Origin of the sequence: Streptacidiphilus anmyonensis (assembly GCF_000787855.1) — a bacterium.
GTDB lineage: Bacteria > Actinomycetota > Actinomycetes > Streptomycetales > Streptomycetaceae > Streptacidiphilus > Streptacidiphilus anmyonensis.
This window is the reverse complement of sequence record NZ_BBPQ01000023.1, coordinates 75,091-88,576: the sequence shown is the minus strand read 5'-3', so window position 1 is coordinate 88,576 and position 13,486 is coordinate 75,091. Positions and strand designations below refer to the sequence as shown.

11 protein-coding genes are annotated in these 13,486 nt (G+C 71.2%); 6 read left to right on the top strand and 5 right to left on the bottom strand.

Translation table 11 applies throughout. The features are described from left to right. Window positions 1–120: 120 nt before the first annotated feature. Window positions 121–2,688 (top strand): hypothetical protein, encoded by a 2,568-nt coding sequence (locus TR50_RS20985; RefSeq protein ID WP_042423598.1) that lies wholly within the window; start codon window positions 121–123, stop codon window positions 2,686–2,688. A gap of 416 nt (window positions 2,689–3,104) precedes the next feature. Here TR50_RS20985 and TR50_RS46825 read toward each other — a convergent pair whose 3' ends face one another. Then, a complete protein-coding gene (locus tag TR50_RS46825; RefSeq protein WP_160311143.1) occupies window positions 3,105–3,257 on the bottom strand; it encodes a hypothetical protein in 153 nt (50 codons plus the stop codon). After that, complete coding sequence (locus tag TR50_RS20980) at window positions 3,254–3,604, bottom strand: DUF6247 family protein (protein ID WP_042423596.1); 351 nt, start codon at window positions 3,602–3,604, stop codon at window positions 3,254–3,256. Before TR50_RS20980 ends, TR50_RS46825 begins: the two co-directional genes overlap by 4 nt. 174 nt (window positions 3,605–3,778) lie before the next feature. On the opposite strand from TR50_RS20980, the gene TR50_RS20975 reads away from it, so the two are divergent. Both TR50_RS20975 and TR50_RS20970 read left to right on the top strand, forming a co-directional pair. Continuing rightward, the gene (locus TR50_RS20975) at window positions 3,779–4,372 is read left to right on the top strand and encodes a GNAT family N-acetyltransferase (protein ID WP_042423592.1); all 594 of its coding nucleotides are present in this window, start codon (window positions 3,779–3,781) and stop codon (window positions 4,370–4,372) included. Window positions 4,373–4,397: 25 nt separating this feature from the next. Then, the gene (locus tag TR50_RS20970; RefSeq protein ID WP_042423589.1) at window positions 4,398–5,198 is read left to right on the top strand and encodes an aminoglycoside 3'-phosphotransferase; all 801 of its coding nucleotides are present in this window, start codon (window positions 4,398–4,400) and stop codon (window positions 5,196–5,198) included. A 32-nt stretch (window positions 5,199–5,230) separates the two neighbouring features. Here the strand turns inward: TR50_RS20970 and TR50_RS20965 are convergent, their stop codons facing one another. Next, window positions 5,231–5,833 carry a pyridoxamine 5'-phosphate oxidase family protein gene (locus TR50_RS20965; RefSeq protein WP_042423587.1) on the bottom strand — a complete coding sequence of 201 codons (603 nt, stop codon included), beginning with the start codon at window positions 5,831–5,833 and terminating at the stop codon, window positions 5,231–5,233. 87 nt (window positions 5,834–5,920) lie between these two features. On the opposite strand from TR50_RS20965, the gene TR50_RS42715 reads away from it, so the two are divergent. Next, entirely contained in the window at window positions 5,921–6,367 is a 447-nt protein-coding gene (locus TR50_RS42715) for a hypothetical protein (protein WP_152648518.1), read from the top strand. A gap of 34 nt (window positions 6,368–6,401) precedes the next feature. Here TR50_RS42715 and TR50_RS20955 read toward each other — a convergent pair whose 3' ends face one another. Further along, a complete protein-coding gene (locus TR50_RS20955) occupies window positions 6,402–7,070 on the bottom strand; it encodes a phosphotransferase (RefSeq protein ID WP_042423583.1) in 669 nt (222 codons plus the stop codon). Between the two features lie 215 nt (window positions 7,071–7,285). Here TR50_RS20955 and TR50_RS20950 point away from each other — a divergent pair, with 215 nt between their 5' ends. After that, on the top strand, window positions 7,286–7,792 hold the full coding sequence (locus tag TR50_RS20950) for an LURP-one-related family protein (protein WP_042423580.1): 507 nt from the start codon (window positions 7,286–7,288) through the stop codon (window positions 7,790–7,792). 172 nt (window positions 7,793–7,964) lie between these two features. Next, window positions 7,965–10,562: an ATP-dependent chaperone ClpB gene (clpB, locus tag TR50_RS20945; RefSeq protein ID WP_042423578.1), complete on the top strand. Its 2,598-nt coding sequence runs from the start codon at window positions 7,965–7,967 to the stop codon at window positions 10,560–10,562. Between the two features lie 70 nt (window positions 10,563–10,632). Here the strand turns inward: clpB and TR50_RS20940 are convergent, their stop codons facing one another. After that, window positions 10,633–13,314 carry an FG-GAP-like repeat-containing protein gene (locus TR50_RS20940; protein WP_152648516.1) on the bottom strand — a complete coding sequence of 894 codons (2,682 nt, stop codon included), beginning with the start codon at window positions 13,312–13,314 and terminating at the stop codon, window positions 10,633–10,635. Window positions 13,315–13,486: the final 172 nt, after the last annotated feature.

The following is a 13,486-nucleotide window of genomic DNA, read 5'->3' as shown; positions in this document are numbered from 1 at the left end:
GCGCGCATTCCGGGCATGCATGAAGAGGACCTGACGGGACGTATCGGGGCGGGCGCCGACCAGTGCAGGGGCTGCGCTAGTCTCCGCCTGCTCGTTTCTCACCACGCCCCCAGGAGCCCCATGCGCCTCCGGAAGGTTTCCCTCGCGACGCTGGTGTCCGTTGTCGCCGGAACCGTCACGACCCTCGGGATCCCCGCCACCGCGGCGCACGCCGACACCTCGACCGCACTCGCGTTGTCGGCCTACTCCCACATGGTGGTCGACGCCGCTCACCAGCATCTCTTCTTCAGCCAAGGCGCGGGGAGCGTGTCCATCCTCGTGACCGACCTGTCCGGGAACCAGGTAGCCACGATCCCGAACGAGGCCGGGGCGACCGGCCTGGCGCTCTCCGCCGACGGCAGCCGGTTGTACGCGGCGCTGGCCGACGGGGACGCCGTTGCGGCGATCGACACGTCAACGCTCACGGAGGCCGCGCGGTATTCGACCGGCACGGGCAGCGCCCCGGCGTCCGTGGCTGTCGTCGGCAGTACCGTCTGGTACGGGTACGGCCCGGTCGGCGGACCCAGCGGCATCGGTCAGGTCGACACCAGCGCGGCGGCGCCCGTCGCGACGCCCGAGCCGGCCATGTCGCACTGGAGCCAGTCGCCGCTCCTCGCGACCGGCGGCGGTGTTCTCGCCGCTGAGGAGCCCGACCAGAACCTCAGCCATGTGGCCACGTTCGACGTCACCGGCGCAGCGCCCCGCACGCTCGCAGACACCTTGGTCTACGGCGGTACGGCGGCCTCCCTGGCCGTCACGGCTGACGGGAGCCGGGTACTGCTGGCCGCGCCGCAGCAGTTCCAGGTCGGATCCTTCCTGACGAGGACCCTCATGTCCGCTTCGCCGGGCGGCTACGCCGGAGGCTCGACCTACGGTCCGGACGCCGTCTCCTTGGCGTCCGACGGAACCATCGCCACCGGGAGTGACATCACCTCCGGTTCGGACGTGTGGGTCACGCACAGCGGCAACCAGCCGATGGGCAGCGTCGGCTTCGCCCCGAGCACTCTGGCGCCCGACGGACTCGCCTGGGGTGCGGACGGCCTGTCCCTCTACGCCGTGACCAAGGACGCCGCCGGCGCCCTCACGCTCAACATCCTGAGCAACCCCCGGCTGACCGACACCTCGCTCAGCCTGGCGTACCCGTCGGCGATGCCCGTCCCCACGCAGCAGTTCACGCTCCCCGGAACGCTGGCGACGAAGGGCGCGATCCCGGCGGGGGCCGCGCTCCAGGTGACGCGGAACGGTTCGGCGCTGCCGGACACGACGCTGGGCGCGGACGGCACCTTCTCGGTCAACGACACCGTCGGCGCGGTCGGAACGTACACCTACCAGGTCAGTTATGCGGGCGACGCGACGCACCGGCCCGCGACGACGTCCCTCACGCTGGACGTCGCGAAGCTGAGCACCACCATCACCAACCCGTCGTTCAGCAAGGCCACCCCGTCCGGCGTCGCCTTCACCGGTGTGATCTACACCGAGCTGGGGCAGGGGATCATCCCTCCGGGCACCACCGTCGCCGTGACCCGTGTCAACACCGACACCCAGCAGTCCGTGGCTCTGCCCGCCGCCACCGTCGACCCGGTCAGCCACTCGTTCAGTGTCACTGACGTCCCGGGCCCGGGCCTTCACTTCCGCTACGACGTGGCCTTCGCGGGGTCCGACACCCTCGCGCCGACGGAGTCGTCGGGGTTTTTGAACTTCAGCCCGGACGCGCCAGGTCTGACCTTCCACGCGCCGTCCGCCGTGAACCGCGGCGCAGGGCTCACGGTCAGCGCGAACCTGACCGCCGATCCGTACGAGCCGTACACGGCGGGTGTGAACGTCCAGATCACCAAGACCGACCTGGCCCACCCGAACGGGTACAGCCTCGGCACGGCCGCGGTGGCGGCTGACGGCTCGCTGTCCTTCCAGGACACCCCGCAGATCGGCGGCCCCAACGTCTACACGGTGGTCTACCCCGGTGACGCGACCCACCTGGGGGTGACCGCGTCCGTCACGGTGCAGGTCTCGCGCGCCGCGACCGCGGCCTCCATCGCGACCAACGCGGGCACGTACGCCTACGGTGCTGCGGCGACCGTGACCGCACACCTCGGCACCACCTACAACGGCCGTACGGTGTCGATCTACGCGCAGCCCTACGGCGGTAGCAAGGTCCTGGTCAAGACGGGTATCGCGGACACCCGGGGCAATCTGACGGCGAGCTACAAGGTCACCCGCCGCACGACGTTCTCCGTCTCGTTCCCGGGCGACTACCGCTACGCGCCCGCGACGGCGTCCACGGGGGTGTACGCCTACGCGTATGTCGGCGAGTCGCAGAGCGGGTACTACACGAGCACCCACGACGGCACGACCCTGTACCGGGTGTACCACCACACCACCCGGCCCGCGATCGCCGCGGACGTGGCTCCGAACAAGTACGGCGAGTGCGTCTACTTCCAGGTGCAGGAGTACTACTCGTCCGCCTGGCACGCCGTCATCACCACCTCGTGCCAGAAGCTCAGTCCGTCGAGTGTCACAGGCGGCACGCTCACCCTGCCGGGTGCCACCGGCCATCTCTACCGCTTCTCGGCCCACTACGTGCACAGTGCCACCGACAACGCCAACCTCAGCACCAACGGTGCCTGGCAGTACTTCACCGTCCGGACCTGACGTACCGCGTAAGCAACAGCCGGGCAGGGCGGATCATCCGCCCCTGCCCGGCTCGGGACGGCCGAGTTCAGTGGCAGAAGGTCCAGAAGTCGAGTACCACGATCTTCCCCCGCAGATCCGTGAGGGAGTGGCCGCCGAACAGGCTGCCGGGCGGGTTCGCGACTGGGGTGGGGACGTGGCTGTGGGTCAGGGTAACGGCGCCGAGGGGAATGACGAGGGAGCGCTCCGGGGCTTCCCACCGTTGCCCGAGCGGAGCCAGGACGGGAGCGAGGCCTTCCGCCAGTGCCTGGACGAGGTGGTCCGGGCGAGGCTGTCCGTCGTTTCGGGGCCGTATCCATACAGCGATACCTGCGCAAGGGCAACGACCTGGAGCGCGCCGGTGCCGCACGCGCTTGGTACTGGGCGGCCCTTCCGCTTCAGCGCCCCGAGGAGGTAGTCCCGTCCAGGTACAAGGCTTCGGCCGCCCGCACCAGTTCCTCGGCCTTGCCTGCGACCGCCGTGAGGAAATCCTGAGGCGCGCCCTCGGTGACGTACTCCTGGCTCGGCAGGTACTCCCAGCTCCAGCTCACCCGTTCACCGCTGCGAAGGCGGATCGGTAGATCTCAGCCAGGACGACGGCGTGCCTCCGGCATTCGCCGACGGTCTCGCCGTGGTTGGCAAGGTAGTCCGCTCGGTGGTACGCCCTCGCCGTTTCCGGGCGGCGTTCGATTTCCACCACCGCGGCCCAGTGGGCGACGAACGCCTGGATGGGAGCGATGCCCCCGGTGGTGATGGCCTCGGCCATGGCCTTGGTCTGCCCTTCCACCATCTCGGGCAGTTGGTCTGCGGCGACGACGGCGAGCGCAGCCTTGAGGGCGGCAGGGGACTTCGTGGGTCGGGGGATGAGCTCCGCCCCGTCCGGTACCGGCTGACTCATCAGTCCACTCCGATCCTCCCGGATGAGGCCACCGGCTGCCAGACCGCCGGGAACGGAGAACCGCCTGGGCTGCGCCACGACAGGGCAAGTGGACTCCGGCCGACTTTCCCGCACCCGGCGCAGGGCGAACCGGAGCCTGGCGCACCAAGGCTCTGAGCTTGGATAATCCGGCGCGTGCCCACTCTCGTCGCGCCCACCGTGCAGCCTGGTTCCCTCGCGTCCCGGGAGCAGCCGACACTCGTGGCCGAAGGCGGCCTGCTGCTGCGGCCGTGGACGGTTGATGACGCCCCGGCGGTGAGGGCCGCGTACGAGGATCCCGAGATCCAGCGGTGGCATGTGCGGCGGGCGGACTCCGTCGCCGAGGCGGCGGAGTGGGTCGCCGGCTGGCGCGGTGGTTGGGCGGCCGAGAGCGAGGCGAGCTGGGCGGTGGTCGACGCCGGGAGCGACGGTCTGCTCGGCCGCGCCGCGTTGAAGGGGTTGAACTTCGCGGACGGCACGGCGCACGTCGCGTACTGGACCGTTCCGGCCGCGCGGGGGAGGGGGGTCGGACCGCGCGCTGTTGAGGCGATGGCGGCGTGGGCCTTCGACGCGGGGTTCCAGCGGCTCGAGCTCGGGCACGCCGTGGCCAACACGGCGTCCTGCCGTGTCGCCGAGAAGTGCGGGTTCTCGCTGGAGGGTGTCCGCCGGAGCGTGTGGCTGCACGCGGACGGTCGGCACGACGCGCACATCCACGCGCGGTGTGCGGCTGAAAAAGCGTTGGCCGACTGACGGCGCCCCCGCACAGAATGCCGGAATGGTTGCCACGTTTCCCCAGGAGCCCGTCGAGGTACCGGAGTTCGTCGTCGAGCTCGCCGCCGGACGCCCTGTGCGGGCCGTGTGGCGGAACGAGGCGGGCGGGCTGACGTTCCAGGTCGGCACAGGCCACACGCGGGAGTTCGTGAAGTGGGCCCCCGTCGGCAGCGGCGTCGAATTGTCCGCCGAAGTGGCGCGGCTGCGCTGGGCGGGCGGGTTCGTCACCGTTCCGGAGGTGGTCGGCGAGGGGGCGGACGAGGCCGGGACGTGGATCGTGACGCGCGGTCTGCCGGGGCGCAGCGCCGTCGAGGAGCGGTGGAGGCGCGATCCCGGGGCGGCCGTGCGGGCGATCGGGGCCGGGCTGCGGATGCTGCACGAGGCGCTGCCGGTGCCGCGGTGCCCGTTCGACTGGTCCGCCGAGGCGCGGCTCGGCGTGGCACGGGGACGGGCCGGGGCGGGGGAAGCTGAGCTGCCGGAGTGGTCGCGCGAGCACCTGGGCCTCGGCTCCCTCGACCAGGCGCTCGACGTCCTCGCGGACGTGCCGCCGGTGGACGTCCCCGTCGTCTGCCACGGCGACGCCTGCGCGCCCAACACCCTGGTCGGGGACGACGGGCGGTTCAGCGGGCACGTCGATCTCGGTGCGCTCGGCGTCGCCGACCGCTGGGCCGATCTCGCGATCGCGACGTGGAGCACCCAGTGGAACTACGGCCCGGGATGGGAGCGCCCGCTGCTCGACGCGTACGGCGTCGAGCCCGACCCGGAGCGGATCGGCTACTACCGCCTGCTCTGGGACCTGACCTAGGCAGGCATTCAGGCGTTCAGGCACTCGGCCGCTCAGGCGTTGGCGGGCAGCGGCGGCAACGGCGGCAGCGGGAGCGGAAGGCCGGGCAGGCCGTCGATGCTGTGCTCGATGTGCTCCTTCTTGTGGAAGTACGCGTCCAGGCTCTCGTCCGTCTCCCGCTCGAAGCGGGAGCGGTGCAGCGGCCGGTCCTCGTCGTAGGTCATGAACGGCACGGCGTAGCCGCAGGTGTCGCGGACCAGTTCTGCGGTCACCATGATGATCGCGCGCGGGCCGTGCGGGGCCGGGTCGATCGCGGGGAAGTGGGAGACCAGCTCCGGCCAGCGCGGGTCGTCACGGAAGACGGGCTCGCCGCGCCCGTGCACCCGCACGATGTTCGGCGGGCCGTCGAAGGCGCACCACATCAGCGTGATCCGGCCGTTCTCCCGCAGGTGGGCGATGGTCTCGGCATTGCTGCCGGCGAAGTCGAGGTAGGCCACGGTCTGCTCGTCGATCACCGCGAACGAGCCGGTGAGGCCCTTCGGCGAGAGGTTCACGGTGCCGTCGCCGGAGAGCGGCGCGGTGGCGGTGAAGAACATGTGCTGCGCCTCGATGAACTCCCGCAGCCGGCCGTCGATGCGTTCGTATGTCTTTCCCATGGGGTCATCATGCGCGCGGCCGGGAGCTTCCGTCCGGGGTTTTTCGATCGGTGGGAACCGGTGCGCCCACGCGGGCATCAAAGGGACATGAGGCGTGAGCAAGGGGTGCGAGTCGCGGCGGTCGCCCTCGCGGGCGTGCTGCTGACCTGCTGTGGCTCGGGAGCGGGATCCGGAGCGGGGTCCGGAACCACGGCGGGCGCCGGAGGAACGGCGACGCGGACGGGCACGGCGACGGCGACGCCGACGCCCGGCGCGCCGACCGGGGTGAAGACCCCGATCGAGGCCGTCACCGTGACGGACGGCGGCCTCACGGTCGGCGTCCAGGCCCTCGGCGGCGGATGCCGCCGGCTCTCGCTCCAGGCCGCGGAGTCCGCCACGGAGGTCCGGTTGACCTTGACGACGACCCGTCCGCCCGGGATCTGCCCGCCCTACGTCACGCTCGTCGAGGTGACCACGACGCTCCACGCGCCCCTGGGTCGGCGCACCCTCGTCGACGCGACGACCGGCCGCCCGATCCAGCCCCGGACGCGCTGAGCGGTCGGCCCACGGGCCCGCCTGCGGCCGTGCGTCAGCCGAGATGCGCCAGCAGGGTCATCGCCTCGTCGAGGGCGGCGATCTCGACCGGGGTCAGGGTCGGATTGCCCGCGCGGAGGTCGCGGGCGTGGTTCAGCTGGGCGGGGTCGACGGGGCCGAGGTGGCGCAGGAAGGGCGGCAGGACGGCACGGGCGAGCGCCGCGAACTCCGGGAATGCCACGGCGGCTTGGGCCAGGATGAGCGCGCTCGTCGCGCGGTCCAGGGCGGGAGGCCCCTCGGTCGCGGTGGCCCAGTCGATGACGACCGGGCCGTCGGGCGTCAGCATGACGTTCAGCGGGTGGAAGTCCATGTGCAGGACGCGGTCCGACGGATCGGACGAGTGCTGGGCGGGGATCGCGTGGAGCCGGCGCAGGTGGGTGACGAGGAGCTCGCCGGCGGCGTCGGCGCTGACCGTGCCCGCTGCGGTGGCCTCGGCCAGGGTGGGACCGGAGAGGCGCTCCATGATCAGGTCGTGGTGGTGGGGGCCGGGCCAGACCCGGGGCACCGGATAGCCGTGCTCGAACAGGCGGGCCATGACGGCGAGTTCACCGGTGGCGTCGAGCCCGTCCCGGTAGCGGCGGAGCACTCGGCCGTCGGGGAGGGCGTACACGTCGGCGGTGCGGCCCGTGCCGAGCAGTGGGCCGGGCTCGTCCAGCAGCGTCATGCGGGAGACGGTAGCGCGCGCCGGAGGGGTGCGCGCCGGTCCTGGGCGTGCCGGTCCGGCGCGCTTGCCTCGGGCGCACGTGTCCCGGTCGGGTCCCGCGCCTGTCCCGGAGCCGTCCCGGACCCGTTCCGGTTGCCGTCGCGCATGGGCTGAGCTCTCCGCGGGTGGCAGCATGTCCGATGACGCCCCGGCACATGCGAAAGAGGGAAAGCACGATGAAGTTTCTGATGCGCGAGCGGGTCTTCGGTATCGGCGACGACCACTGGATCACCACCGAGCACGGCGACAAGGCGTTCCTCGTCGACGGCAAGGCCTTGCGCATCCGTGAGACGTTCGAGCTCAAGGACCACCACACCGGCGAGATCGTCGCCGTGATCAAGAAGAAGATGATCGCGGTCCGCGACACGATGATGGTCGAGCGCGACGGCGAGCGCATCGCCACGGTCAAGAAGAAGCTGATCACCGTCTTCCGCGACAAGTACCTCGCCGAGCTGGGGGACGCCGTCGGCGGCGGCGAGATCGAGGTCCACGGCAACTTCACCGACCACGAGTTCACCCTGGAGCAGGACGGGCGCCGGATCGCCCAGGTCAGCAAGAAGTGGTTCTCGGTCCGCGACACCTACGCGATCGACGTGGCCGACGGCGAGGACGTGCCGCTGCTGCTCTCGATCGCGGTGTGCGTCGACCACCTCCATGCGGAGGAGCACCCGCACGAGGTCTGAGCGGGAGACGGCGGGAGACGGCGGAGGATGGCGAGAGACGGCGGAGGACAGCGGCGCGAAAGGTTGAGTGGAATAGACTCAACTTATGTCATGCTTGATGAGGCAGACATAGCGCAGACACTGCGGCCACAGGCGAGCCCGGGTGCGACCGGCGGAGGAGGACCGAACACACGTGGATGCGAGCAAGCTCACCACCAAGGCCCAGGAGGCCCTGTCCGCGGCGATCCGGCAGGCGTCGGGCGCGGGCAACCCGGACGTGACGCCCGTACACGTCCTCCTCGCCCTGCTGGAGCAGCCCGAGGGCATCGCCCGGCCGCTGCTGGAGGCGGTCGGGGCGGACCCGGCGCGCCTGCGCGGCGCGGCCGAGCGCCTGGCCCTCGCGCTGCCCAGCGCCCAGGGCTCGACGGTCGCCGCGCCGCAGCTGGCCCGGCAGACCGTCGCCGTCCTCAACGAGGCCGCCGCCCGCGCGGCCGAGCTGGACGACCAGTACGTCTCGACCGAGCACCTCATGGTCGGCCTCGCCGCGGAGGGCGGCCCGGCCGCGGAGGCGCTCAAGGCCGAGGGCGCCACCGCCAAGGCGCTGCTCGACGCCTTCAAGGAGGTGCGCGGCAGCGCCCGGGTCACCTCCCCGGACCCCGAGGGCAGCTACAAGGCGCTGGAGAAGTACGGCACCGACCTCACCCAGGCCGCCCGCGACGGCAAGCTCGACCCGGTCATCGGCCGCGACCACGAGATCCGCCGCGTGGTGCAGGTGCTCTCCCGCCGCACCAAGAACAACCCCGTCCTGATCGGTGAGCCCGGCGTCGGCAAGACCGCCGTCGTCGAGGGGCTCGCCCAGCGCATCGTCGCCGGCGACGTGCCGGAGTCGCTGCGCGGCAAGCGCCTGGTCGCGCTGGACCTCGGCGCGATGGTCGCGGGCGCCAAGTACCGCGGCGAGTTCGAGGAGCGGCTCAAGGCCGTCCTGAACGACATCAAGTCCAGCGAGGGCCAGGTCATCACCTTCATCGACGAGCTGCACACGCTCGTCGGCGCGGGCGCCGGCGGGGACTCGGCGATGGACGCGGGCAACATGCTCAAGCCCATGCTGGCCCGCGGCGAGCTGCGCATGGTCGGCGCGACCACGCTCGACGAGTACCGCGAGCGGATCGAGAAGGACGCCGCGCTGGAGCGCCGCTTCCAGCAGGTGCTGGTCGGCGAGCCCAGCGTCGAGGACACCATCGCGATCCTGCGCGGTCTCAAGGGCCGCTACGAGGCCCACCACAAAGTGCAGATCGCGGACGCGGCGCTGGTCGCCGCCGCCACCCTGTCCAACCGCTACATCACCTCGCGTTTCTTGCCGGACAAGGCCATCGACCTGGTCGACGAGGCGGCGTCCCGGCTGCGCATGGAGATCGACTCCTCCCCGGTCGAGATCGACGAGCTGCAGCGCTCCGTCGACCGGCTGCGGATGGAGGAGATGGCGCTGTCCAAGGAGTCCGACGCGGCCAGCGTCGAGCGTCTGTCCCGGCTGCGCCGCGATCTCGCGGACAAGCAGGAGCAGTTGGGCGCGCTGACGGCGCGCTGGCAGCAGGAGAAGAGCAGCCTCAACAAGGTCGGCGAGCTCAAGGAGCGCCTCGACGGCCTCCGCGGCCAGGCCGAACGCGCCCAGCGCGACGGCGACTTCGCCTCCGCCTCCCGGCTGATGTACGCGGACATCCCGGCCGCCGAGCAGGAGCTCGCCGAGGCCCAGGATGCGGCGCGGACCGAGTCCACCACCTCGTCCATGGTCAAGGAGGAGGTCGGCCCGGACGACGTCGCGGACGTCGTGGCGTCCTGGACGGGCATTCCCGCCGGGCGACTGCTGGAGGGCGAGACGGCGAAGCTGCTGCGGATGGAGGACGAGCTCGGCCGCCGTCTGGTCGGCCAGCTCGCCGCCGTCCAGGCCGTCTCCGACGCGGTGCGGCGCGCCCGCTCCGGCATCGCCGACCCGGACCGTCCGACCGGCTCGTTCCTCTTCCTCGGTCCGACCGGCGTCGGTAAGACCGAGCTGGCCAAGGCGCTGGCGGACTTCCTCTTCGACGACGAGCGGGCCATGGTCCGCATCGACATGAGCGAGTACAGCGAGAAGCACAGCGTCGCGCGGCTGGTGGGTGCGCCCCCCGGCTACGTGGGCTACGAGGAGGGCGGCCAGCTCACCGAGGCCGTCAGGCGCCGCCCGTACACGGTGGTGCTGCTGGACGAGGTCGAGAAGGCCCACCCGGAGGTCTTCGACATCCTCCTCCAGGTGCTGGACGACGGCCGGTTGACGGACGGTCAGGGACGGACGGTCGACTTCCGCAACACCATCCTGATCCTGACCTCCAACCTGGGCTCGCAGTTCCTGGTGGACCCGACGGTGGAGGATTCGGCGAAGAAGGACCGGGTCCTGGAGGTCGTCCGGGCCTCGTTCAAGCCCGAGTTCCTGAACCGCCTGGACGACATCGTGGTCTTCGAGCCGCTGTCCACGGCCGAGTTGGGCCGCATCGTCGACCTCCAGGTCGCCGCGCTGGACCGGCGCCTCGCCGACCGCCGGATCATCCTGGACGTCACCGAGGCCGCCCGCGACTGGCTCGCGATCACGGGCTACGACCCGGCCTACGGCGCCCGCCCGCTGCGCCGCCTGGTCCAGTCGGCCATCGGCGACAAGCTCGCCCGCGCGATCCTCGCCGGCGAGGTCCGCGACGGCGACACCGTCCTCGTCGACGCCGACGAGGGCGCGGACCAGCTCACGGTCGCCCGCCAGGGCGACTGACGCCGCACACGGAGCAGGGCCCCGCGCGCATCCGCGTGCGGGGCCCTTCCCATGAGTGCGACCTACGCCGTCAGAACAGACCCCAGTCCCCGCCCCACCCGGCGCTGATCTCGCTGCGCGGACGGAACGTGCCCTGGCCGGTGCCGTCGTAGAACCACAGCACCCCGTTGTGGTCCCGCGCCAGCAGGTCGTAGGTGCCGTTCTGGTTCCAGTCGCCGATCCCGACGAAGTCGTTGTACTGGCTCCACCCGCCGCCGATCCGCACCCGCGCGTGGAACCCGCCGTGCCCGTCAGCGTCGTAGCGCCACAACACCCCGGAGCCGTCCACCGCCAGCAGGTTCCCGTACCCGGAGCCGGTCAGCGCGCCGACGCCGACCAGGTGCGTGTAGGTGTTCCACCCGCCGCCGATCCGCGCTCGCGGCGCGAACACGCCCTCCCCACGGCCCGCGTAGAACCACAGCGTGCCGGAGGAGTCCCGCGCGACGAGGTCGTCGTGCCCGTCCCCGTTGAGGTCCCCGGGCGAGACGACCTGCGTGTACTGGCCCCAGCCGGACCCGACGCGCTGGGCGTAGGCCTTCTCCGGGCAGGTGCCGGAGGCGTCGACGGTCGGGTACCACCAGAGGTTGCCGTAGCGGTCGACGGCGAGCAGGTCGTTCGACCCGCTCCCGGCCTGGTGGCTGATCGGGATCAGCGCACGATAAGGAAGGTAGGCCTCGGTCGTCCCACTCTGGTGGCAACTCGGGGTCTGCTCCGGCACGATGCGTCCGCTGTTGTTCGGGGTCCACCAGACCGAGCCTCCGGCGTCGGTCCGGATCGCCAGCAGGTCCGGGTGGTCGCCGGTGCTGTAGACATGCCGGTCGGGCACACTGTCGATGACCGGTTCGGGCACGGTAGCGACCGGTACGTAGGCGGTTCCTCCGCGCGGGAGGACGCTGACCGACCAGTCGTAGATGCCGTTGTACGGCTTCGGTCCGGTCCATGTGGCCGTGAAGGAGGCATGTGCGGGCCCGCCGCTCATCCTTGCGACGACCTTGCCGGTGGACCTCCTGACAACGGTTGCCTGCCAACCGTCCACGGGTTGCGAGACCTGGGCTGTGACGCTGCTGAGGTTGGCTCCGGTCCCGGTGAAGGCCTGCGCCGACGCCGTCGTCGGGGAGTGGGGAATCCCGGGATCGATGACGTGGACGGCCCGATCGCTCGTGCTCTCGTAGGCGATCAGTCCGTCGGACGCGTCGACGGCCCAGCTGCCCCCCGGGCGCGCGTTGCCCCACACGCTTGCTGTCCCGATGGCGACCGGTGCGGAAGCTGTTCCGCTGTGGAAGTCGGTCAGTCGCACCGAGCCGGACGTGGGGTCCTGGTCGACCAGGAACCCGTCGCTGATGCGCGAGGTGTAGGGGGCCCGCGAGGCGAGCGGGATGCGGACGCCCGAGGTGAGGTCGTAGACGCCGGCGGGCGCCGTGGCGCCGCAGTTCCAGTAGAGCCAGTGCTGCGAGGTCTGGAAGTCCTCGGGGGTACACGCCCCGCCGGTGTCGATGGTGCGCAGTTGCCGTCCCGACCGGTCCACCTGGACCAGCGTTCCCGCCGGCAGGCCCGAGCCGGCCTTGGGGAGCTCCCAGCCCGGGGCGAGCTGACCGTCGGGGGCGACCGTGTCTGCTCCGGCGGTGACGGGCACCGTGGTCGTGGTGGTCGGGTCCCAGTCACGGCTGTAGCCGAGCACGCCGCTCTGCATCCACAGCGAAACGAGGTGCGACTTCGGGATGGTGGGGGTGTAGACGACCTGGCCGGTCAGGCTTCCGTCCGCGGCCGGAGTCCAGCGTTTCACGGTGTAACGCCGGTGGGAGACGTCGCCAGGGTCGTACGAACCGGCGACCACGGCATCAGGGTCCCAGGGGCCCCACGAGGAGGCGTTCGAGTCCAGCACCTTGGGTGACCCGCCGTTCAGCGGCAGGTCCACGAGCTGGTTGTAACGCAGGGAGACCACATGGTCGCCGATCACGGTGGCAGGTGCCACGAACGGAAGATCCACGCTCGGACTTCGCGGTGTCACGTCGGCACCCGACAGGGCTTCCCCGATCGGGTACACGAGCATCTTGAGGCCGGATTTCGCCGGATCCGGCGGGTAGAAGATCGCATTGTCCCCTGAGATGCCGAGGGCCCCCGGATTTCCGCCGGACAGCGATGTGGGCTCGCGGTAGGCCCCCGTCGCCCAGTCCACCACGCCCCAGTGGGCCACCTGGTCCGAGGTGGCGAACCCGAGGACCATGCCGAAGGAGTCGCCGCTCATCCAGGGGTTGAGGACGCCGCCGGTCGGCAGGCCGGTGATCGGAATCGGCGTCGCGGCCCCGGAGCTGTCGTAGCTGAGGAGCGTGTAGGTGTTCGTCGCCGTCACGTGCGTCAGGACCTCTGAGCCGTGCACGGCGACCGGCCCTGATCCGCTCGGCACGGTGAACGCGGTCCAGGGGCCGCCGGTCCGCGGATCTCCCACCCGCAGAAGGCCGGTCCCGGGGTCGAAGAGGTCGAACTGTTCCCCGTCGGCGTCGACGACCTCATCAGTCGTCGACGGCAGGCCCGGGACCGTGGTGACGTTCCCCGAGGCGTAGTCGAGCCAGCTGTATCCGGAGACGCCGCTGATCGTGAACAGGGAGCCGGTCGCGCTGGAGAAAACCGCCTGTGTCGTCGTGCTCGGCGCCCCGTCGACCGGCGCGATGTCCAGCACGTCCTTCATCGTCGACGGCAGAGCCGAGTCCGCCACCGCAGGGACCGCTCCCGTCAGCGGCGCCATCGCGATCAAAGCCGCTGAACCGACCAGAGCCAGCCGTCTCATTCCGGGCATACGCCTGGACATCCCCCGCCCCTCCCCGAGCATGTGAACCCCGGCGCGTTCGCGCACAGAGCGGACGGATCCTAGCGTGCATGGGCCGGGC